Annotated in this window: 21 protein-coding genes and 1 pseudogene; 2 read left to right on the top strand and 20 right to left on the bottom strand. The window is 68.1% G+C overall.

The window, feature by feature from the left end; genetic code table 11:
- The first annotated feature begins 10 nt into the window (after window positions 1-10).
- Window positions 11-1,048, top strand: a complete 1,038-nt coding sequence (gap, locus tag FFS62_RS08990) for a type I glyceraldehyde-3-phosphate dehydrogenase (RefSeq protein ID WP_137972492.1) — start codon at window positions 11-13, stop codon at window positions 1,046-1,048.
- Here the strand turns inward: gap and FFS62_RS08985 are convergent.
- The 11 genes from FFS62_RS08985 to FFS62_RS08935 all read right to left on the bottom strand — a co-directional run bounded on the left by FFS62_RS08985 (window position 1,045) and on the right by FFS62_RS08935 (window position 10,873).
- Complete coding sequence (locus FFS62_RS08985; protein ID WP_137973388.1) at window positions 1,045-1,512, bottom strand: GNAT family N-acetyltransferase; 468 nt, start codon at window positions 1,510-1,512, stop codon at window positions 1,045-1,047. The genes gap and FFS62_RS08985 overlap by 4 nt on opposite strands.
- A 47-nt stretch (window positions 1,513-1,559) precedes the next feature.
- Window positions 1,560-2,651 (bottom strand): PLP-dependent cysteine synthase family protein, encoded by a 1,092-nt coding sequence (locus FFS62_RS08980; RefSeq protein WP_137972491.1) that lies wholly within the window; start codon window positions 2,649-2,651, stop codon window positions 1,560-1,562.
- 140 nt (window positions 2,652-2,791) lie between these two features.
- Window positions 2,792-3,697 (bottom strand): DMT family transporter, encoded by a 906-nt coding sequence (locus FFS62_RS08975; RefSeq protein WP_137972490.1) that lies wholly within the window; start codon window positions 3,695-3,697, stop codon window positions 2,792-2,794.
- 85 nt (window positions 3,698-3,782) lie between these two features.
- Window positions 3,783-4,115 carry a Na+/H+ antiporter subunit G gene (locus FFS62_RS08970; RefSeq protein ID WP_137972489.1) on the bottom strand — a complete coding sequence of 111 codons (333 nt, stop codon included), beginning with the start codon at window positions 4,113-4,115 and terminating at the stop codon, window positions 3,783-3,785.
- Entirely contained in the window at window positions 4,112-4,381 is a 270-nt protein-coding gene (locus FFS62_RS08965; protein ID WP_137972488.1) for a K+/H+ antiporter subunit F, read from the bottom strand. The genes FFS62_RS08970 and FFS62_RS08965 overlap by 4 nt, the downstream gene beginning before the upstream one ends.
- Complete coding sequence (locus FFS62_RS08960; protein WP_137972487.1) at window positions 4,366-4,863, bottom strand: Na+/H+ antiporter subunit E; 498 nt, start codon at window positions 4,861-4,863, stop codon at window positions 4,366-4,368. The genes FFS62_RS08965 and FFS62_RS08960 overlap by 16 nt, the downstream gene beginning before the upstream one ends.
- The gene (locus FFS62_RS08955; protein WP_137972486.1) at window positions 4,860-6,347 is read right to left on the bottom strand and encodes a monovalent cation/H+ antiporter subunit D; all 1,488 of its coding nucleotides are present in this window, start codon (window positions 6,345-6,347) and stop codon (window positions 4,860-4,862) included. The genes FFS62_RS08960 and FFS62_RS08955 overlap by 4 nt, the downstream gene beginning before the upstream one ends.
- A complete protein-coding gene (locus FFS62_RS08950; RefSeq protein ID WP_137972485.1) occupies window positions 6,344-6,691 on the bottom strand; it encodes a Na+/H+ antiporter subunit C in 348 nt (115 codons plus the stop codon). Before FFS62_RS08950 ends, FFS62_RS08955 begins: the two co-directional genes overlap by 4 nt.
- Window positions 6,691-9,492: a monovalent cation/H+ antiporter subunit A gene (locus tag FFS62_RS08945; protein ID WP_137972484.1), complete on the bottom strand. Its 2,802-nt coding sequence runs from the start codon at window positions 9,490-9,492 to the stop codon at window positions 6,691-6,693. The genes FFS62_RS08950 and FFS62_RS08945 overlap by 1 nt, the downstream gene beginning before the upstream one ends.
- Window positions 9,493-9,702: 210 nt before the next feature.
- Entirely contained in the window at window positions 9,703-10,197 is a 495-nt protein-coding gene (locus FFS62_RS08940) for a thioesterase family protein (protein WP_171016301.1), read from the bottom strand.
- A 211-nt stretch (window positions 10,198-10,408) separates the two neighbouring features.
- Window positions 10,409-10,873 carry a glycine zipper 2TM domain-containing protein gene (locus tag FFS62_RS08935; protein ID WP_137972482.1) on the bottom strand — a complete coding sequence of 155 codons (465 nt, stop codon included), beginning with the start codon at window positions 10,871-10,873 and terminating at the stop codon, window positions 10,409-10,411.
- 160 nt (window positions 10,874-11,033) lie between these two features.
- Here FFS62_RS08935 and FFS62_RS08930 point away from each other — a divergent pair, with 160 nt between their 5' ends.
- Entirely contained in the window at window positions 11,034-11,276 is a 243-nt protein-coding gene (locus FFS62_RS08930; RefSeq protein ID WP_137972481.1) for a hypothetical protein, read from the top strand.
- On the opposite strand, the gene FFS62_RS08925 is transcribed toward FFS62_RS08930, so the two are convergent.
- The 9 genes and pseudogenes from FFS62_RS08925 to FFS62_RS08885 form a co-directional block, all read right to left on the bottom strand.
- Complete coding sequence (locus FFS62_RS08925; RefSeq protein WP_137972480.1) at window positions 11,273-12,409, bottom strand: glycerate kinase; 1,137 nt, start codon at window positions 12,407-12,409, stop codon at window positions 11,273-11,275. The two genes, FFS62_RS08930 and FFS62_RS08925, sit on opposite strands and share 4 nt — an antisense overlap.
- A 7-nt stretch (window positions 12,410-12,416) precedes the next feature.
- Window positions 12,417-13,064, bottom strand: coding sequence for a pyridoxamine 5'-phosphate oxidase (gene pdxH, locus FFS62_RS08920; RefSeq protein ID WP_137972479.1), 648 nt, complete (start codon window positions 13,062-13,064; stop codon window positions 12,417-12,419).
- Between the two features lie 63 nt (window positions 13,065-13,127).
- A pseudogene (locus tag FFS62_RS08915) lies at window positions 13,128-13,811 on the bottom strand (OmpA family protein); the annotation flags it as partial.
- A 23-nt stretch (window positions 13,812-13,834) separates the two neighbouring features.
- Entirely contained in the window at window positions 13,835-14,980 is a 1,146-nt protein-coding gene (locus FFS62_RS08910) for a serine hydrolase domain-containing protein (RefSeq protein ID WP_137972477.1), read from the bottom strand.
- 151 nt (window positions 14,981-15,131) lie between these two features.
- A complete protein-coding gene (locus FFS62_RS08905; protein WP_256662182.1) occupies window positions 15,132-17,414 on the bottom strand; it encodes a beta-agarase in 2,283 nt (760 codons plus the stop codon).
- Between the two features lie 68 nt (window positions 17,415-17,482).
- Entirely contained in the window at window positions 17,483-18,589 is a 1,107-nt protein-coding gene (locus FFS62_RS08900; RefSeq protein WP_137972476.1) for a glycosyltransferase family 1 protein, read from the bottom strand.
- On the bottom strand, window positions 18,586-19,299 hold the full coding sequence (locus FFS62_RS08895; protein WP_137972475.1) for a hypothetical protein: 714 nt from the start codon (window positions 19,297-19,299) through the stop codon (window positions 18,586-18,588). Before FFS62_RS08895 ends, FFS62_RS08900 begins: the two co-directional genes overlap by 4 nt.
- Window positions 19,296-20,264 carry a hypothetical protein gene (locus FFS62_RS08890; RefSeq protein ID WP_137972474.1) on the bottom strand — a complete coding sequence of 323 codons (969 nt, stop codon included), beginning with the start codon at window positions 20,262-20,264 and terminating at the stop codon, window positions 19,296-19,298. Before FFS62_RS08890 ends, FFS62_RS08895 begins: the two co-directional genes overlap by 4 nt.
- A 9-nt stretch (window positions 20,265-20,273) precedes the next feature.
- Window positions 20,274-21,305, bottom strand: a complete 1,032-nt coding sequence (locus tag FFS62_RS08885; RefSeq protein ID WP_137972473.1) for a glycosyltransferase family 2 protein — start codon at window positions 21,303-21,305, stop codon at window positions 20,274-20,276.
- Window positions 21,306-21,348: the final 43 nt, after the last annotated feature.

Raw genomic sequence — 21,348 nt, 5'->3', positions numbered from 1 at the left:
GGAGACTGCCATGCTGCGTATTGCCCTGAACGGATACGGGCGCATCGGTCGCGCCCTGCTGCGCGCCTTGTTCGAACGCGGGCTGGAAAGCCAGCTGCACGTCGAGGCGATCAACGAGACCGGCGATTTCACCACCCTGGCCCACCTGACCCGCTTCGACTCCACCTTCGGCCGCTTCCTCGGCCAGGTGGACATCCATGAAGACGTGATGCAGGTGCGCGGCCAGTCGATCCGCCTCATCAGTCACAAGGACTTCACCCAGCTGCCGTGGAAGCAGCTGGCGGTGGACGTGGTGGTGGACTGCACCGGCAAGGCCAAGAAGCGCATCCTCGCCGAGCAGCACCTGACTGCCGGCGCGCCCCGCGTGCTGCTGTCGCACCCGCTGGAGACGGCCGACCTGACGGTGGTCTACGGGGTCAACCATCACCTCTTGGGCAACCAGCAGATCGTCTCCAACGCCTCCTGCACCACCAACTGCCTGGCGCCGCTGGCCCAGGTGCTGCACACCGCGGTGGGCATCAAGCAGGGCCTGATGACCACGGTGCACGCCTACACCAACGACCAGAACCTGCTCGACAAGACCCACAACGACCTCTATCGCGCCCGCGCCGCCGCGCTGTCGATGATCCCCACCGCCACCGGCGCGGCGAAGACTATCGGCCTGGTCATCCCCGAGCTGGAAGGCCGCCTGGACGGCATGGCGGTGCGGGTACCGACCGCCAACGTGTCGCTGCTCGACCTGACATTCACCAGCGAACACCCGACCAGCCGCGAGGCGGTCAACGACATCCTGCAGAAGGCCGCGCGCCAGTTGCCGCTCAGGGTGATGGAGTGCAACGACCTGCCGCTGGTGTCCGCCGACTTCAACGGCTACCCGGTGTCCTGCGTGGTCGACCTCAACCACACCCGCGTGCTGGGCGGCAACCTGGTCAAGGTGCTGGCCTGGTACGACAACGAATGGGCCTTCGCCAATCGCCTGCTGGACGTGCTGCAGGCCTGGCTCAAGCCGCTGGAGCCGATGCGTACCGTGCCGGTGCAGCCCGGCTAGTCGCCGGCCCGCAGATAGCACAGCGTGGTGCGCCGTGAACCGGCGCCGCGCCGCTGTGGGTCGGGGAAGGTTTCCACCTCGACGAAACCGGCCTTGCGCATCATCCTCGCCGAGCCGGCGTTCTCCTCGTGGCGCTCGATGTAGATGTCGCGAATACCCTGGGCATTCAGACCCCGTATCGCCTCGCCGAGCAGACGACTGCCCAGGCCGCGCCCGGCCAGTTCGCGGTGCACCACCGCCTCGCCGACATAGCCCATGGGCAGATCACGACGCTCTTTCGCCTGGTAGCGTTCGAAGTTGCTGCTGGCCAGGAAAGTGACGAAGCCGGCCAGTGCACCACCCTCCTGTTCCGCCAGCACGGCCTGTACCGAGCCCTCGGCGATGCCCTGCAGGTGCGCCAGCACGGCATCCTGCGGCAGGTAGTTCCAGGGATTGGGGCCGTGCTCGAAGATGAATACGGCCATGGCCGGGATGTCCTCGGGCCGCGCCGCGCGACTGCTGAAGGTCTGGCTCACAGTCCGTTCCTGGGCATGTCCGGCAGGGCCACGCCGCGCTCGGCGCAGGCCGTCACTGCATCGATCAGCGGTGCCAGGTCGTAGCCCTGCTGCGCCAGCCAGGCGTCGCAGTAGTAGCTGGTGGCGTAGCGCTCGCCACCGTCGCAGAGGATGGTCACCACCGAACCGCTCTGGCCGGCCTCAACCATCTGCCGCGCCGCCAGCAGCGCACCGACCAGGTTGGTGCCGCTGGACGCGCCGACGCGGCGGTTCAGGCGCTGCGCCAGGTAGTGCATGGCGGCCAGCGACAGGGCGTCCGGCACCTTGCACATGGCATCCAGCACCTGGGGCATGAACGACGGTTCGACGCGCGGCCGGCCGATGCCCTCGATGCGCGAACCGCAATCCAGGGTCAGGCCGCGGTCGCCGCTGACGTAGCTGTCGAAGAACACCGAGCGCTCGGCGTCGGCGCACAGCACGCGGGTGGCGTACTGGCGGTAGCGCACGTAGCGGCCCAGGGTGGCCAGGGTGCCGCCGGTGCCGGGACTGGACACCAGCCAGGCCGGCTCGGGGAAACGCTCGTGGCGCATCTGCTGGAAGATCGACTCGGCGATGTTGTTGTTCGCCCGCCAGTCGGTGGCCCGCTCGGCGTAGGTGAACTGGTCCATGAAGTGGCCGCCGGTCTCGCCGGCCAGGCGCACGGACTCGGCATGGATGCGCGTAGGGTCGTCGACCAGGTGGGCCTGGCCGCCGTAGAAGGCGATCTGCGCCAGCTTCTCCTTGGCCGTGCTGGCCGGCACCACGGCGATGAAAGGCAAGCCCAGCAGCCGGGCGAAGTAGGCCTCGGAGATGGCAGTGGAGCCGCTGGAGGCCTCGATCACCGGCGCACCGGGCTTGAGCCAGCCGTTGCAAAGGGCGTAGAGGAACAGCGAGCGGGCCAGGCGGTGCTTGAGGCTGCCGGTGGGGTGGCTGGATTCGTCCTTGAAGTACAGCTCGACGCCCGGCAACCCCGGCAGCGCCAGGGGAATCAGATGAGTGTCGGCGCTGCGCTGGAAGTCCGCCTCGATGATGCGCACCGCCTCGCGGGTCCATTGGCGTGTATCGGTCATTTCGTTTCTCCAAGCTTTTACATGAGCTCGCGAGCTAGAGAAAAACAAGGCGAAAGTGGCTGAGGAAGCGGAGTTTACGAATAGTAAATGAGCATTCCGAAGCCACTTTCAACACAGTTTTTCCGACGCGCAGCAGCTCATCAATCCAGAATGCCGGCGGGTGCGGGAGCGGCGCTCCGCCACTGGCTCAGCGCCACGCCGACGAACACCAGGGCCGCGGCGGCATACTGGGCCGGTGTCAGGCTCTCGCCCAGCAGCAGCGCGGCGAAGACCAGGGTGAACACCGGCAGCAGGTTGGTGAAGCCGGACGCCTGGCTGGCGGGCAAGCGGCTGACGCCGAAGTTGTACAGGCCATAGGCGCCGACCGTGACCACCACGCCGAGGTAGACCACCGAACCGATGCCGAGAAGGCTGAACTGGCTCGGCAGCGGCTCGGTGACCAGCGCCAGCGGCAGGAAGAACAGCGAACCGATGAAGGCCTGCATGGCGGTGAGGATGAAGGGCGAGTAGCGCTCGGAGAGGAACTTCAGCAGCAGCGTGTAACAAGTGGCGCAGAGCATGGCGACGAATTCGTAGAAGTTGCCCAGCAGCGGCGCCGGCGCATGGCTGTCCGCCTCGCTGGCCAGGCTCAGCCAGATCGCCCCGATCACCGCCAGGAGGAAGCCGGCCCAGGTGCTTCTGGCCACGCGTTCATGCAGAAACAGGAACGCACCCATGGCCACCAGCAGTGGCAGCAGCGCGGTGATCATGCCGGCCTGGGTGGCGCTGGTGTGCTGCAGCGCCAGGGCCTCGAAGATGAAGTACAGACAGGGCTCGCAGGCGGCCAGGGCCAGCAGATAGCGCCAGTCGCCAGGGCGGTAGTCGAGGCGCCCACGCCAGCGCCAGGCCAGCAGGAACACCAGGCTGCCAAGGGCCATGCGACCGAAGATCACCCACATCGGCGGCAGCTCGGCGAAGGCGAACTTGAGGGCGATGAATGAGCTGCCCCACAGGGCCATGGCCAGCACCAGGCACGCCATCGCGAACAACCGTCCCTGCCGGGCCATCACCACTACCTCTGGGTCAAAAACTCAGTGTAGGTGGCGGGCCCAGAGGCGGACAGACACAGCGGCGAGGAGAAACTGTGTCGCCTTACTGCTCCCAGGGCTTGCCGCGTGTCCTTGGCTCCAGCGGCAGCTGCTGCAGCACCGCCGCCTTGGCCAGCATGTAGGCGCTGACCGGGGCGCTGATGAACAGGAACAGGCTGATCAGCAGCTCGTGGGAGCTCAGGGTGCGCTCGCCGGCGCTGAAGAAGATCAGCGAGGCCACCACCACCCCACCGACACCCAGGGTGGTGGCCTTGGTCGGGCCGTGCAGGCGGGTGAAGAAGTCCGGCAGGCGGTACAGGCCGACGGCGCCGATCAGGACGAAGCCGCTGCCGAGCAGGAGCAGCGCGCAGATGAGGATTTCCAGCCACAGGCTCATTCGATGATGTCTCCGCGCAGCATGTACTTGGCCACCGCCACGGTGCTGACGAAGCCGAGCACGGCGATCAGCAGGGCGATCTCGAAGAACAGCTCGGTGCCCTTCCAGATGCCATAGAGGATGATCAGGGCGATGGCGTTGATGTACAGGGTGTCTAGCGCCAGCACCCGGTCCGGCAGGCTGGGGCCCTTGATCAGGCGCGCGGCGGCCAGCAGCAGGGCCGCGGCGAGCATGGCCAGGCAGACGGGGATCACGTAGCCGAGCATGGGAATATCTCCTTCAGCGGTGCCTCGTAGCGCTGCTTGATCTCGTCGATCATCGCCTGCGCATCCGGCACGTCGAGGCCATGCACCAGCAGGTTACGGCGGTCCAGGCTGAGGTCGGCGGCCAGCGAGCCGGGGGTCAGCGACACCACGCTGACCAGCACGCTGATGGCCAGCTCGTTGTCCAGGTCGATCGGCACCTCGACGAAGGCCGGGCGCAGCTCGCGCACGCGGCCCAGGGTCAGGCGCGCCACCTGGAAGTTGGCGACCAGGATGTCGCCCATCACCATCAGCAAAAAGCGCAACAGCTTGAGCGGCTTCCAGTACGACGGGTGCTCCACCAGCAGGCGGTTGCAGGCCAGCGGGATCAGCACGGCCAGCACGCCACCCAGCAGCCACTGGCCGAAGGCGAAGGTGTCCACCAGGAGCATCCAGGTCAGCAGCAGCAACAGGCTCTGCGCCGGGTGCGGCAACAGTCGTTTCATGGCCGGCCCTCCCCGATCAGCGCCCGGTACGGCGCGAGGTCATGCAGCTGCGCGCCGGTGGCGCGGCTGTAGTCCAGCAGCGGCGCGGCCAGGGCCACCAGCAGCAGGCTGCTGGCGAGCAGCAGGACACAGGCCGCCAGGCGCCCGCGATCCAGCTCGGCGCTGTCCAGGGAGCTGGTGCCGACCCGCCAGAACAGGGTGCTGCCGGCGCGGCTGAAGGCCACCAGCGCGGCGAAGCCACCTAGCAGCAACACCGCCCACAGTGCCGCCGAAGGCGTCGCCTGGAGCAACAGCAGCTTGCCGAGGAAACCGGACAGCGGCGGCAGGCCGATCACCGCCACGGCGCCGAAGAAGAACAGCGCGCCGAGCAGATGGGGATTCTCTAGGGCCGCACCCTGCACCAGTTCGCCACCATGCCTGCCGCGCTGGCGGACGATCAGGTCGGCGAGCAGGAACAGGCCGCCGGCCACCCAGGTGCTGTGCAGCAGGTAGAACAGCGCCGCCGCAATGGCCTCGGGCGTGCCGATGGCCACCGCCGCCAGCAGCGTGCCGGCGGACACCAGCACCAGGTAGGCCAGCAGCGTCTGCAGGCTGCGCGCGGCCAGGGCGCCCAGCGCACCGAACGCCAGGGTGGCGAGGGCCAGCGGCCACAGCCAGGGCTGGACCAGATTGGCCAGCTCGCCGGCACCGGCGCCGAACACCAGGGTGCAGACCCGCAGGATGGCGTAGATGCCGACCTTGGTCATGATCGCGAACAGTGCCGCCACCGGCGCACTGGCCGCGGCATAGGCACGCGGCAGCCAGAAGGACAGCGGCAACAGCGCCGCCTTGAGGGCGAACACCAGTATCAGCAGCAGGCCGGCGGCGGCCAGCAGCGGCACGCTGTCACCGCTGGCGGTGGCGACCCGCCGGGACAGATCGGCCATGTTCAGGGTACCGCTGACCCCGTAGATCAGGCCCAGGGCGATGAGGAACAGCGCCGAGCCGACCAGATTGAGGATCACGTAGTGCAGCCCCGCCCTCACCCGCTCGGCGCTGCGACCGTACAGCAGCAGCGCGTAGGAGGCGATCAGCAGCACCTCGAAGAACACGAACAGGTTGAACAGGTCGCCGGTGAGGAAAGCGCCATTGATGCCCAGCAGCTGGAACTGCAGCAGGGCATGGAAACGCGGGCCGCGGCGGTCATCGCCACGCAAGGCGTAGAGCACCACGGCGCTGGCCAGCACGGCGACGGCCAGCAGCAACAGGGCGCTGAGCCGGTCGAGCAGCAGGACGATGCCGAACGGTGGCTGCCAGTCGCCCAGGGCATAGACATGCGGCCGGCCATCGTCGGCCTGCAGCAGCAGCGCCACGGCCAGCGGCAACAGGGCCAGGGTGGCGAGCAGCGACAGGGTGCGCTTGAGTCGCTCCAGCGACGGCAGCACCAGCAGCAGCGCCCCTACCAGCAGCGGGATCAGGATCGGCAGGATGATCAGGTGATTCAAGACGCCCGCTCCCGGACCGGCTGGCCGTCCGGCTTACCGTCCACATGGTCATTGCCCAGGTTGGCCACGCCGCGCAGGGCCAGGACCACGACGAAGGCGGTCATGGCGAAGCCGATGACGATGGCGGTTAGCACCAGCGCCTGGGGCAGCGGGTCGGCCGGGTTGCCGCCCTGCCCCAGCACCGCCACGTCGCCACTCAGGCGGCCCATGGAGAACAGGAACAGGTTGACCGCGTAGGACAGTAGGGTCAGGCCCAGCACCACGGCGAAGGTACGCGCGCGCAGCAGCAGGTACACGCCGCTGGCGGTGAGCAGGCCGAGGGTTGCGGCGAACAGCGCCTCCATCAGTGGATCTCCTTGCTCGCGGGTGGGGACAGGCTGAGCTTGCCCAGGTTGACCAGCACCATCAGGGTGGCGCCGACCACGGTGAGGTACACGCCGAGGTCGAACAGCATGGCGGTGGCCAGCTCGAATTCGCCCACCAGCGGCAGCTCGAAGTGGCCGAAGGCGGACGTCAGGAACGGCCGGCCGAACACCCAGCTGCCGAGGCCGGTGAGCGCGGCGATCAGCACACCGACGCCGGCCATGCGCTGGTAGTTCAGCGGCAGGCGCTGCTCGACCCAGGCCACGCCGCTGGCGATGTACTGCAGGGCCAGGGCCACGGCGGTGATCAGCCCGGCGATGAAGCCGCCGCCCGGCAGATTGTGGCCGCGCAGGAAGATGAACACCGAGATCAGCAATGCCAGCGGCAACAGCAGGCGCGACAGGGTCATCAGGATCAGCGGGTTCTTCGCCCAGGCCCAGCGCCGGCCCTGGGGGTCGCAGGTCGGATGGGTCAGGCGCAGGCCGTCGAGCATGGCGAAGATGCCCACGGCGGCGATGGCCAGCACGGTGATCTCACCCAGGGTATCGAAGCCGCGGAAGTCCACCAGGATCACGTTGACCGCGTTGGTGCCGCCACCGCCGCTGATGCTGTTGGCCAGGAAGAACTCGGCGATGCCGGTGTCGTAGGGCCGGGTCAGCACCACGTAGGCCAGCACCGCCACCAGCGCGCCACAACCGCCGGCCAGCAGCAGGTCACGCAGGATGCGCGGCAGCGAACTCTCGCCGGGCGTGCGCGACGGCAGGTAATAGAGCGCCAGCATCAGCAGGATGATGGTCACCACCTCCACCACCAGCTGGGTCTGCGCCAGGTCCGGTGCGGAGAAACGGGCAAAGGCCAGGGCCACCAGCATGCCGCCGACGCCGAGGATCAGCAGCGCCACCAGGCGCTGGCGATGGAAGATCGCGGTGAGCAGGCCGCTGCCCGCCAGCACCAACATGCCCAGGGCAGTAAAGCCATCCAACGGGCTGAGGCCGCGTTCGCCGGTCAGCTGCGGCAGCGGCGCCAGGGCCACGCCGACCAGCACCAGGGCACTGCCCAGCAGCAGCGCCAGGTAGCGCTGCAGAGAGCCATTCTCCAGGCGCGAGGTGATCCAGCCGGCCAGGGCTACCAGGCGTTGCACCTGCTGCTCGAACACCTCTTTGGCGTCCAGCTGCGGCAGGCTTTCGTACCAGCGGAACACCGGCTTGCGCCCGATATAGATGAGGATGCCGCCGACCAGGGCGACACAGCTCATCGCCAGTGGCAGGTTGAAGCCATGCCAGATCGCCAGGTCATAGGCCGGCAGCGCCCCACCCAGGCTGGCCTGCGCCGCCACCGCCAGCAGCGGCGCCACCGTGTAGCCCGGCAGCATGCCGACCAGCAGGCAGAGGAACACCAGGATCTCCACCGGCACCTTCATGTAGCGCGGCGGTTCGTGGGGCGGGAACTTGGGCAGGTTGATCGGCTCACCGTTGAAGAACACGTCGTGGATGAAGCGCAGCGAATAGGCCACCGAGAACACTGCGGCCAGGGTCGCCAGCGGCGGGATCAGCCAGTTGAAATGGTTGCCCTGTAGCGCCTGCTGCAGGGTCTCGCCGAAGAACATTTCCTTGCTCAGGAAGCCGTTGAGCAGCGGCACCCCGGCCATCGCCGAGGACGCCACCATGGCCAGCACGGCGGTATGCGGCAGGTACTTCCACATGCCGTTGATACGGCGCATGTCGCGGCTGCCGGTCTCGTGATCGATGATGCCGGCGGCCATGAACAGCGAGGCCTTGAAGGTGGCGTGGTTGATGATGTGGAACACCGCGGCGACGTTGGACAGCTGCGAGTCCATGCCCAGCAGCAGCACGATCAGGCCCAGGTGGCTGATCGTCGAGTACGCCAGCAGGCCCTTCAGATCGTGCTGGAACAGCGCCATCACCGCGCCGAGCAGGAGGGTCGCCAGACCGGTGAGGCCAACCAGGTAGAACCACAGATCCGAGCCGGCCAGCGCCGGATACAGGCGCGCCAGCAGGAATACCCCGGCCTTGACCATGGTCGCCGAGTGCAGATAGGCCGACACCGGGGTGGGCGCCGCCATCGCGTGGGGCAGCCAGAAATGGAAGGGAAACTGCGCCGACTTGGTGAAGGCGCCCAGCAGCACCAGCACCAGTGCCACAGGATAAAGTGCGTGGGCGTGGATCAGCTCGGCCGAGGCCAGCACCACGCTGAGCTCGAAGCTGCCGACGATATGGCCGATCAGCAGAATACCGGCGAGCAGCGCCAGCCCTCCTCCTCCGGTCACCGCCAGGGCCATGCGCGCGCCCTTGCGCGCGTCGCTGCGCTTGCTCCAGAAGCCTATCAGGAGGAACGACGACAGGCTGGTCAGCTCCCAGAAGGTCAGCATCAGCAGCAGGTTTTCCGACAGCACCACGCCGAGCATGGCGCCCATGAACAGCAGCAGGTAGCTGAAGAAGCGGCCGATGGCCTCGCGCTCGGACAGGTAGTAGCGGGCGTAGAGGATGACCAGCAGGCCGATGCCGAGGATCAGCAGGGCGAACAGGAAGGCCAGGCCATCCAGGCGTAGCGACAGGTTGAAACCGATCTGGCTCAGCCAGGGCTGCGACACCAGCAGCAGCTCGCCGGCGAACACTCGCGGCGCCAGCCACAGCAGCATGCCCAGGCCCAGCAGTGGCGCCACAGCGGTGGCCAGGCTGCATGCCAGGCGGCCATGACGCTCGAACAGGACGGGAAGGAAGGCGCCGAGAAACGGCAGTCCGACGATGAGCAGCAGCTCCATGAATCTCCCCTGTCCAGGCCCGGTCCGGCTGGCGGATCGGGCAAATCTACTCTGTTCCTCGCGCGGCTGGGCCTCTGTTTGCGAAGGGCGTGCCGCGATTATCCATAACTATCAGAACTAAGCCATGGATAAATTATTACATTATGCACAGAGCTTTCCGCTCAGCAGCGAGGATAGTTCAGATAGTGGACAGCTTGAATCCAGCGCCGCTCATCCCTGCAGTGCAGTTTCCCAGCTGCGCACGGCATCGGGCACTGCGTCGAAGCTGAATGCGAGGAAGGTCGACGGCGCCACGGTGCGGCCGGCCTTCTTGAACTTCATCTTCACCAGCACCTCCGCCGCCAGGTTGCCCCGCGCATGCAGCGCATGCTGGAAATACGCGCACTTGTCGTCGGCATAGAGCAGCCGAGTCTCCACCCTCACCCGGCTGAACAAGGCAATGGGACGCAGGAAGCGCACCTGCTGGGCCAGGTTGACGAAACCGGCGCCGCCACCCAGCACGGCGAAGAAGCGCCCGACCTTTAGCAGGTAGTCCAACTGCGCGGTCTCGGCGTACTGCAGGTACTTGTCGCTCTTAAGCACGCGGACACCCGAGTCGAAAGGCGTGACCCAGAAGCGGGTTTCGACGGTGTCGGTGGCCGCCCGGCTGGCATAGCCGCACAGGCCGATAAAAAAGGCGATGAGATTTCGCAGTAGACCGGACATTGGTGGCTCCCTGGCAACGCCGGGCAATCGCCAGGCTTCCATTAGCTCGAGAAAGCCAAATGGCCGTCAGGAGCGAAGGAGCACATCAATAGCGTCGTCGCGCCAATACTCGCAATGCCTGGGCACCGCCTTGATGAGCAGCGATAAGCCGGAGTGATCGGAGCGGGAGTTGGAACGAAAGGCCCGGCGGACGCCGGGCCCTGGGTAGCGCTTAGTGTGCGACGCGGCTGGTGCCGTCGACGGTCATGATGCGCACACGCTCGCCGACGCGGAAGATCTCGTTCTCCTGCACCTGCTGCACGTAGGCGCGCAGGGTGCCGTCGTCTTCACGCACGGTGATTTCCACGCCCTGGGTGCGGGTCAGGCCTTCCTCGGTCATTGAGCCGAGCAGGCCGCCGGCCACGGCACCGATCACCGCCGCCACCACCGAGCCGCGGCCACCGCCGATGGCGCTGCCGCCTACGCCGCCCACCACCGCACCGGCACCTGCGCCGATCGGAGTCTTGGTGCCTTCAATCTTCACAGGGCGCAGCATCTCGATGGTGCCCAGGCGCACGGTCTGCACCTTGCGGGCCTCGTCGCGGCTGTAGCTGTCGCCGCTGAGGTTGGAGACACAGCCACCCAGCGTGAGGGACAGGGCGACGAGGGAGGCAGTCAACAGCTTGGTATTACGCATGTGGTTCTCTCCATATGAGGCAGTGTCCATTAGACCGCGGCGCCAGGCGGCTGTCACCAGCCCGTCTGGCGCCAGTGTAGAGAGAGGGTGCGACATCGGGTCAGATTTGCAGGCGTGGCGGGCTGGCGCAGGATGGCGATTCACCCTCGCGAGCCCTGCCATGGACTATTTCATCGTTGCCATCGCCACCCTGGCCGGCCTGGTCTTCCATGGCTGGCTGTACCTGCGCATCCGCCGCTGGATGGACCGTGACTTGGCCTTGTCCATGGCCGCCGGCGACCCGGCCATGCAGAGCTACATGCTCGAGCGTCTCGCCGAGGCCGCCTCCCGTGGCGTACGCCGCGGACAACTGGAAGACTGGCTGCACCAGGCGGCGCGCGACTATCTGCAGCGCAACAACTAGCAACGCCTCGCCAGGCGCCATATGCGCGCAAGATCGCAGGCGCGCGCCTGCAACTCGACCTCGGCAGCGGCCATGGCCTGTTCCAGGCTCTGCGGCCCGGAGGTCAGGCTGAACGCCGCATCGATGCCCACCTCATACAACGCCTGATAGCCCTCACCCAGGCTGCCAGCCAGCGCGATCACCGGCACGCCGGCGGCGCGGGCGATACGTGCCACACCGACTGGCGTCTTGCCGTGCAGACTCTGCGCATCCAGGCGCCCCTCGCCGGTGATCAGCAGATCGGCGCCGTGCAGCGCCTCGGCCAGGCCGGACAACTCGGCCACCAGCTCCACTCCCGGACGAAATTCGGCGCGCAGAAAAGCCTTGGCGGCGAAGCCCAGACCGCCGGCAGCGCCAACGCCCGGAGCCAGGCTGTGATCCTTGCCCAGCGTGGCCGCCACCACATCGGCGTAATGGCTCAGGGCGGCGTCCAGCAGCTCGACCTGCTGGGGAGTGGCACCCTTCTGCGGGCCGAATACCCGGGAAGCGCCGCGTGGGCCGCACAGCGGGTTGTCGACATCGGCGGCGATTTCTATCCGCACCTGTGCCAGGCGCGGGTCCAGGCCACTGGCATCGATGCGCGCCAGCTGCGCCAGCGCCGCGCCACCGGGCGGCAGCTCGCCTTGTCGGTCATCCAGGAAGCGCACCCCCAGAGCCTGCAGCAGACCGGCGCCGCCATCGTTGGTGGCGCTGCCGCCGAGGCCGAGAATGATGCGTCGGGCGCCGGCGTCCAGCGCCGCGCGGATCAGCTCGCCGGTGCCCTGGCTGCTGGTGACGGTGGCATCGCGGCGCTCCCGCGGCACCAGGTGCAGGCCACTCGCCGCGGCCATCTCCAGCACCGCGGTGCCGTCGCCGAGCCAGCCCCAGTGAGCCGTTACCGGCTGGCCCAGCGGACCACGGACCTGCTGTTCGCGACGCTCGCCACCCACGGCAGCCAGCACCGCATCGACCGTGCCCTCGCCGCCATCGGCCATGGGCCGCAGGAGAATCTCGGCGTCGGGGAAGACCTGGCGCCAGCCACGGGCGATGGCCGCCGCCACCTCGGGCGCGGAGAGGCTCTCCTTGAACGAGTCGGGGGCGATGACCAGCTTCATGGGCGGATCAGGGTGCCAGGCGTTCGCGCAGCCAGGCGTCGTCCTGCAGGCGGTAGTTGAGGCGGTCGTGCAGGCGGCTGGAGCGGCCCTGCCAGAACTCGATGCGCTCGGGTAGCAGGCGGTAGCCGCCCCAGTGCGGCGGGCAGTCCGGGGCACGGTCGAGGAAGCGCTGCTCGGTCTCGGCGAGCAGCTGCTGCAGCTCGTCGCGGTCGCGGATCACCCGGCTCTGCGGCGAGGCCCAGGCCCCCAGGCGGCTGCCCAGCGGGCGCACCTGGAAGTAGGCATCGGATTCGGCTGCCGAGACCTTCTCCACCCGGCCCTCGATGCGCACCTGGCGCTCCAGGCTCGGCCAGAAGAAGGTCATGGCGGCGAACGGACGCGCCGCCAGCTGCTCGCCCTTGGCACTGTGGTAGTTGCTGAAGAAGGTGAAGCCGCGCTCGTCGAGGCCCTTGAGCAGCAGCACCCGGCAGTGCGGACGGCCTTCGCCGTCCACCGTGGCCAGGGTCATGGCATTGGGTTCCACCGGCAGCTGCTCGGTCTTCACCGCATCGTCGAACCAGCGGCGGAACAGGGCGAAGGGCTCGCCCGGCGCCTCCGCTTCGCTGAGGCCGTCGCGGGTATAGTCGCGACGCATATCGGCAAGGGACTGGGACATGCGGTTCTCCGCCATGCTGGCTTCCTCGGACAGTGAAGCGTCAGCTTACTGCGCCTTGTCCTTTTTCTTTTGATCTGCGGCAACCTGGGCCACAGGCATGGCCGTCACCGGCGCCGGCTGGTTGTACTTGGCCAGCAGCGCCACCAGGGTCGGCTTCGCGGTCAGGACGATTTCCACCCGGCGATTCAGGGCACGGCCGGCGTTGCTGTCGTTGGCGGCGCGCGGCATGTCCGAGCCGACACCCTTGAGCAGCAGGCGATCACGCTGCAGGCCGCTGAGGCGGAAGATCGAGGCCACGGCCTTGGCGCGGTCCTCGCTGAGCTTGAAGTTGGCGTCCAGCTGGCCGCGGCTGTCGGCATGGCCGAGGATCAGCACGCCGGTACGCGGGTCCTTCTCCAGGATCTTGGCGACCTTGGTGAAGGGGCCGAGCACGGCCGGCATCAGCATGCTCGGGCGATCCGGGTTGAACGAGCTGTCCACCGGGGCGGTGACCACCAGCACATTCTCGCGGCGCTCCAGCTCCATCTTGCTGCCGCTCAGGGCGACCTTCAGGCGCGGCTCGTACTCGTCCAGCCAGGCGTTGGTGACTTCGTGATCGATCTTCGGCGGGGCCTTCTTGGCGGCGGCCGCCGGCTTGTCGCTGCCGCCGAAGGACCACCAGCTACTGCCGCCCTCCTCCTTCTTGTCGGAGTTGGCGCAGGCGGCGAGGCTCAGGCAGCAGAGCAGGACGAGTGATTTCTTGTGCATGGTTAGATCTTCCCCCAAGCAAGTTACAGGCATTGGCCCAGCGTTCGCGCCAGTCTCTGCGCGCGCGGGTCCATGAGTACGTAAGGTCCGAGACTGTTGGTGACGAAACCGAAGGCGATCTCGCGTTCCGGGTCCGCGAAGCCCACCGAACCACCCGCTCCGGGGTGGCCGAAGGCCTTGCGGCCGAGGCCGTAGGTGGCGTTGGCCACCTCCGGCTGGTCGAGCATGCAGCCCAGGCCCAGGCGGGTCTGGGTGAGCAGTGTGCGGTCTTCGCCGCTGGAGTGTTCGCGGGTCATCTCGCCAAGCAGCTCCGGCTCAAGCAGGCGGCCGTCCAGCAGCGCCGCGTAGAAGCTGGCCAGGGCCCGGGCATTACCGTGACCATTGGCCGCCGGCTGCTGCATGCGCCGCCATTCCGGCTTGTTGGTACTGGTGAGAATAGACGGCGGATTGGCGAAGGCGCGGGTGGTCAGCGAGGCCGGCTCGTTCATCATGCACTTGAGCAGACGCTGGGCGGCGGCATCACCCATGTCGCCCTTCTTGCGGGCGATATGGGAGACGCGAGGAAACTGGTCTTCGGCCAAGCCGACATGGAAATCCAGGCCCAGCGGCTCGGCGATGCGGGCGACGATGGACTCGCCGGGCCCGCGACCGTCGGCGCGACGCAGCAGCTCACCCACCAGCCAGCCGTAGGTGATCGGCGAGTAGCCGTGAGCTTCGCCCGGTGTCCACCAGGGACGTTCGGCGGCCAGGGCGGCGGTCATCTGCGGCCAGTCGTAGAGTGCCTCGGCCGGCAGCGGTGCATGCAGGGCCGGCAGGCCGGCGCGGTGGCTGAGCAGCTGACGCAGGGTCACGCGCTCCTTGCCGGCAGCGGCGAACTCGGGCCACCAGCGCGCCACGGGGACATCCAACTCCAGCTTGCCCTGCTCCACCAGCTGCAGGGCGGCGACGGCGGCGAAGGTCTTGGTGCAGGAGAACAGGTTGAGGATGGTGTCGCTGTGCCAGGCCTCGGCGCCGTCCTTGTCGACCGTGCCGGCCCAGATATCGACGACGGTTTCGCCGCCGATCTGCACGCATAACGCGGCGCCACGTTCCTGGGGATCGTCGAACAGTTCGACGAAGGCATCTTTCAGCGCTTCGAAGCGCAGGTCGAAATGGCCCTGAATCTGCAACCTGATACTCCTCGGTCAGAATGGCCGGCATTGTTCCAGTCCCGGCTACTCCTGTGAATCCTGGCGCTTTGCTCAAGTCACTTCGTCGGACCAACGGTACGCCGCCCCGGCGCGCGCGAGGCGCTCCGGGTTGGACTGCAAGCGAGGAAACTCAGGGCTTGGCGGGATCCGCGGCCTTGGCCGGCGCGGTCTTGGGCAGCAGCGCGGCTGGCGCCTTGAGGTTGGCCTTGCGCACCGCCTCGACGAAGCCCTGCCAGGGCCGGTCGGTGATGGCGACCAGGCCGAAGTGGCCGTTCTCGCCGTCGAGCAGGCGGCCGCTGACCGGCTGATCCAGGTACTGGAACCAGTGCACGCCGACGATCGACGGCTCTTCCAGGGCCTTGGCCAGGAAGTTGGCGTAGGCCGGACCGCGCTCCTCTTCCTTGTAGGTCTCGGCCACGCCGCCCCAGAACGGACCGCGGTCGCGCGAGCCGAAGTGGAACTCGCTGACCAGCACCGGCTTGTCCAGCGCGCGCAGGGTGGCGAAGTCGTAGCCGTGCTGCGGCTCGTTCACGTAGAAGTTGAAGCTGAGCACGTCGCAGTACTCGGCGCAGGCCTCGACCGCCTCGGGGGTGGCGATGGCGAAGCGACCACCGAGCAGCATGTGGTTGGGCGAGTGCCACTTCAGCGAATCGGCGATGGTCTTGAAGTAGGTGGTGGCGAACAGGCGCTGGAAGGCCTGCAGGTCCTTCTCGATCTGCGGGAACTCGGCGCTCGGCAGCGGCGGCTCGAAGCCCGGGTCCTCCATCAGCTCCCAGGCCTTGAGCTCGATGCCCCAGGCCTTGGACAGGCCGTTCTGGTTGCGGTACTTGTCGCGCAGCTGCTTGAGGAAGGCACGCTTGGCCGGCACGTCGGTGGTCAGGCGCAGAGTGCCGTAGGCCAGGGCGTAGCGGGCCTTGGGATCGTCGCCGGGCGCGGCCCAGGCCAGCTCGTTGTCGGCGAAGAAGCCGAGCAGCCAGGGGTCGTCACGGCGATCGCGGGTGGCGATGGCGATGGCGCGCTCGGCGGCCATGGCGAAGCGCGGGTCGAACGGATCGGGCATGCCGCCCCACCAGTCGTGGCCGGTGCTGATGATGGCGTAGTCACCGGAGATCGACAGCGGGATGCTGTACGGCATGCGCTGGGTCTTGCCCAGGGTGTCGTCGCTCCAGTTGCCTAGGCTGTTGAAGCCCCAGGCCTGCAGGCGATCGAGGGTGTGCTGGGTCCAGCGGTCGGCGTCGAAGCCCGCTGCCGGGCACGGTGCCAGCTCGGCCGGCGCCGGTGTGGCGGCCAGCGGCGGCTGGGCGGTGGCGCAGGGTTCGGCATGGGTGCGTTGCAGGTTGGCACGGTAGAAGTCGTACCAGCGGCCGTGGTCGAAGGCGCGGCCGCGGCTGGCGCCACTGTTGCTGCGGCTGTCGCGCTTGCCGTAGTAGGCGGCCAGTGGCTCGCCGTCCTTGGGCAGCGCGGCGAACATGCTCTCGCGGCCTTCCACGTAGGTCTGGCTCTGCCAGGCGCTGACGGCGTTGACGCCCAGCGAATAGAACGGATGCCCCTCGGGGGTCACCAGGTACCAGCGGCCGTCGCGTTTCTCGGTGCGGAAGAAGCCCTTGGCCTCGAAGCTCGGGCCGTTCAGCCAGCCGCCGAACTTGTCCTGCTGCGGGCGCTCGGCCAGCCAGGCCTTGAGCTGCTCGCCTTCGCGGGCGGCGGCATCGCGCAGCTGCTGGTCCTTGCCGATCTTCTCCGGCCACTGGCCGCGGCTGTACTGGCCCCATTCATCGACCATGCCGCTGTAGATGGCCTGCTGCGCGGCGGCGGCCGACTGCACGCCGAAGCGGCTGAGGAGAATGCTCTGCGGCGCGTTCGGCTTGCTCATGCTCAGCACCACGGCGCTGACCTGGGCCGGGTTCAACTCGCCTTCCACGGTTTCCGCCAGCAGCACGCGCTGACCGTCGACATTGACCGGCATGGGCGGGCCGGCGCGCATGCCCTGGGCCCGCGGCGAAGTGGCGGCAAGCGGCACCAGCAGGGTCTGCGCCGGGCCGGCCGGCAGCGCGATGCGGCTGGTCAGCACTTTGCCGTCACGGCTCTCGATGCGTACGTCCAGGGTGATGGCCCAGTCCATCGCGCTCTGCAGGCGCAGGCTCATGGCGCCGGCCTGGGACCAGTCCCAGTGGCCGCTCTGCGGGCTCAGGCGCAGGCTGGGGTTATCGCCGACATTGAAGGTGAAGCGGCGCAGCACCTCGCCTTCGGCGGTGGGCTCGGCGGTCAGCTCGGGAAAGCTGGCGGCCTGGCTCTCAACCTTCACCACGTCGGTGGGCTTGATGAAACTGAACAGGGTCTGCTGGCCCTCGGGAGCGGCCACAGCCGGCGCTGCGAGATGGAGGGCGAGAACGAGGGGGAGATAACGGCGGATCATCGAACTGGTACTCCGGAAGATTGCCAAGTAGACACCAGGCGGGCCTGCCAATGCCACCCCGAAACGCCTTACCTGGGCTCTGCGGCGAGCTCCAGCAGACAATCGACCCAGGCGTCCAGGCGTTGCCGCGCCCGCTGCGAGCCAGCATCGGCGCCCTCCTCGATCGCCACTGCGCGCAACCGCTGCAAGGCCTCCTGCACCTGGATGGCAAACAGCCGGGCATCGCCCGACCAGCACACCACCTCATGCACCAGGCCCAGGTCGGCGGCGCGGGCGGCGTTGCTGCGCTGCTCCGGCTGGTCGGTGACCAGCAACAGGATTGGTCGGCGATACACCTGGGCCACCGACAGCGCGGCCATGCCCGGCGCCGAGACGATCAGCGCGCTGTGCGCCGCGGCATCGATCCATTGCGGATCGCGCGGTGTCCAGCCGGCGCGCCCGGCATAGCCCTCGCCCACCAGCAGCGCCTGCAGGCCCATGGCCGCCAGTCCCTGTTCCAGGCCTGTAGCCAGCTGTGGATCGCGAAAATGCGGATTGAGATAGACGGCAGCGCGCGGCCCCTGCACCTGCTGCGGAAGCTGTGCCAGGGCGATGGGAGTCGGCAGGTTGAACAACCGCGGCGCCACCCGCGCCGGCGCGGCATAGGCGAAATCATGCTGCAGGCAGGCCCGCGCCCGGCGCAGCTCGGAGCTAATGGCCGCAGCGAAGCCCCGCGCCAGCCAGTTCGGCAGGCGTCCCTGGAAATTATCCAGCAACGCCCGGCGCAGGCTGGCGCCATAGACATGCACGATCTTGCGCCGCCAACCGGGCAGGCAGCCCATCACCAGCAGCGCCGGATGGAAGGAGTCGTTGACCAGCAGGTCGACCGCGGCGATGCGGCGGCGCAGGCGCCAGATATCGCGCAGCATGTGCCGTGGGTCGAACAGGTAGCGCGCGACATTGCCGTCGGTGGCGCCGCGCTGCATGTTCTGCCGCTCGTCGAACTGCACCGCGTAGTGACGCGACAGCACCTCGGCCGCGATGCCGAACTCGCCGAGGAAAGTCGCGCCCTCGTCCGAGGTGGTCAGCACCTCCACCTCGGCGCCGCGCTCGATCAAGGCATGGGCCAGCAGTTGGGCACGCATCAGATGGCCACGGGCATCGGCGGTGGCCAGATAGAGAATCCGCGGTTTCATCCGGCGAAACGCGCCCTCAAACGCAGGCCAACGCCGGCCAGGTACATGCCCAGCGCGCCGCTGACACCGAAGGCCCGATCCACTGCCCGCGCCTCGGCCAGCATGCGCTGCAGGCGCGGCATTTCCGCATCGCCCACGCTCAGTCCCAGGGTGCGCATGCACAGGCGCACATGCTTGCGTTCGTCATGCAGCACGCGGGTCAGCAGCGGTTGCAGCGGGTGATCGGCGGCCAACTCGGCGCAGTGGCGAGCCAGCACCCGCTCGGCCATCTGTTCGGCACACAGGCCGATGGCATAGGCCGGCACCAGGACGCCCTGTTGGAAATGCGGGGCATGGCGCCGGGCGATGCGCTGCCAGCGGCGGATCTTGGCGCGGCTGAGCCAGTCCGGGCGCAGCTCGGCGGGCGGCTGCATGCCGCGCTCGCGCATGGCCGCGGCGAACAGCTCGCTGTGCTCCTGCTCCTCGCGCAGATGCTGGTCGACCTGGCGCTGCAGCCAAGCCGGCGCGGTCGGCATCAACTCGTGCTGCAGGGTCTTCTCGGTAGCCTCTTCGCCGATCAGGTAGATACGTAGCAGCAACAGCTCGCCGGCCCTGCTGCCGTGCAGCTGGCGCAGGGCGGCACGCTTGATGCGATCGACCAGCCAGGCCTGCAGACGCGGCCAGCCACGCAGCCGCGGCGCGGCGAAGGCCGCCAGGTGGACGACGGTCATTGACTGGCGTGTTGCTGGCTGCTGAGTACCAGGCCGATGAAGCTGTCCTGCAGGAAGGCCTGGGCGGCGGCGCCGGCTTGCGGGTAGTCGATCTGCTGGCCGCGGAAGGCCAGGTAGCCCTTGCCGTCGCGGGCGCCCAGCAGCAGCTTGTCGTGCTTGGCGAAGCCCTCGCTGCTCAGGGGTTGCAGCAGCTCGACGTTCTCCATGCCGAACAGGAACAGGTCACGCTGGATCACCGACAGCGGCAGGCGGCTGCGCAGGGCCTGCAGTTCCAGGGTCCAGCTGCCGCCCTGCAGCGTCTTGGCCAGGTCGCCATGGCCGCCCGGCACATGCAGGCTGGCGCGTACCGCCGGCAGCGCGGCCTTTTCCAGACCGAGGGCGATGGTGATGTCGGCGTACTCGGCCTTGGCCGCCTCGACCCGGTTGTCGCGCACCTGGACGAACTGCTTGGCCAGCCTGGCGGCGGTGGAAGGCGACGCCAGGGTCTGCAGCGCCTGCTCGTGGGTCAGCAGGACCTGGCGCTTGCCATCGACCTCGGCCTCGATGCGGTAGGCGTCCAGGCGCACGTCGCCGAGATCACCCGGCACCGGCGCGTGAGCATGCACGCTGCTGCTCCACTTTTGGCCTTCCTTGCTGACCAGTAGGTGCAGGCTGACCGGCACCATGCGGCCATCGGCCGCCTTGGCCTGGCCGTGCAGCAGCACGTCGCCGATCACCGCTTCATCGGCGTACTCATGGCCGTTGCCGAACAGGATGGTTTTGGCCGCCTGGTCCAGCTCGACACGACCGTGCTCGTCGTCCAGGGCAATGCGGTTGCAACTGGTCAGCGGTGCCAGCGGGCAACCGCTGGCGCTGGCGAAGCTGTGCACGCCGCGGCCACTGAACTGCTCGGCCTGGGCCAGGCTGGAGAGCAGCCCCAGGGCCAGTGGCAGGGCGCTGCGCGATAGAAACTTCGACACTTCCATGGTCGTTCCTCAGTGGGTGGCGGGTTTGTGGTAGGACAGGGCCTGGGCATCGGCATCGCGGCGGCCCAGGGTATTGATGCCGAGGCCACGGGCCAGGGCGCCGCACATGTCGACGGCGGAGAACGCCACTATCAGGCCCATGGCGCCGAGCCGGCGCAGGCCGCGCACGGGCGGCAGGTCCTGTTGGTTGAGCGCACGCAGGCTGAAGCCCAGACGCGCAAAGAGGATTGCCAGCGGCGCCAGCGGGCCGCTGCGGGCGAGCCACTGCAGGCGGGCCGGCAAATAAGCGCGTAGCAGATAGGGCGTCAGGCCGACCGAGTCCTGGCCACGCATCCAGCGCAACTTGAGCGCTTCGCCACGGCTGTCCGGCAGGCGGTGCTCGGTATGCGCGGCGGCGGCGTAATGCAGTGCGACGCCGGCAGCCTGCAGATTGAGGCCGAGCACCTGGCAATGGGCGCGGTATACGCCGTCCAGCGCCTGATAGGCATGCTCGGCGAATACATCGCGGCGGAACACCACATTGTTGGCGTAGAAGTTACGGGTAGCCCCGGCCTGCAAAGGGCTGGGGAAATACATGAAGTCGATGGTGGTCAGCGCCGTGCCGGCCAGGCTGGTGCTGTAGCTGGTGCGCCCGGCCACCACGGCCGGCGGCTGCTCGCCGCACAGCGGCAGGAGCAGTTGCTCCAGCCAGTCGGCGGCAGGGATGCAGTCGGCATCGGCGAACACCACATGATCGCAGCGCGTTGCGTCGGTGGCGGCGAAACCGAGATTCTTCGCCGAGTAGTAGCCGGTGCTGGCATCGATCAGCACGAACTCCAAGGCCAGGCCGGAGCTGCGAACCAGCTCGGCGCAGGTTTGCGCCGGCAGGCCGTCGTGGGTCACCACCACCTGAGCCAGGCGGTCCAGCGGCAGGCTCTGGCCCTTGAGGTGCTCGAACAGGCGGCCGAGACTGCCGGCCACCTTGGCCAGGTCGGCGCCACCGCGCAGGTTGTTGGTTTCCAGTACCAGGGCCGTACGTGCGGCCAGATCGTGCAGGTTCATCCTTGCCCCTCGGTTCATCCATGAGCGATGACGGTAGCCTAGC

Source organism: Pseudomonas sp. F(2018) (genome assembly GCF_005508865.1).
Lineage (GTDB): Bacteria > Pseudomonadota > Gammaproteobacteria > Pseudomonadales > Pseudomonadaceae > Aquipseudomonas.
The sequence above is the reverse complement of the archived record's forward strand: the minus strand, read 5'-3'. Positions and strand labels throughout refer to the sequence as shown.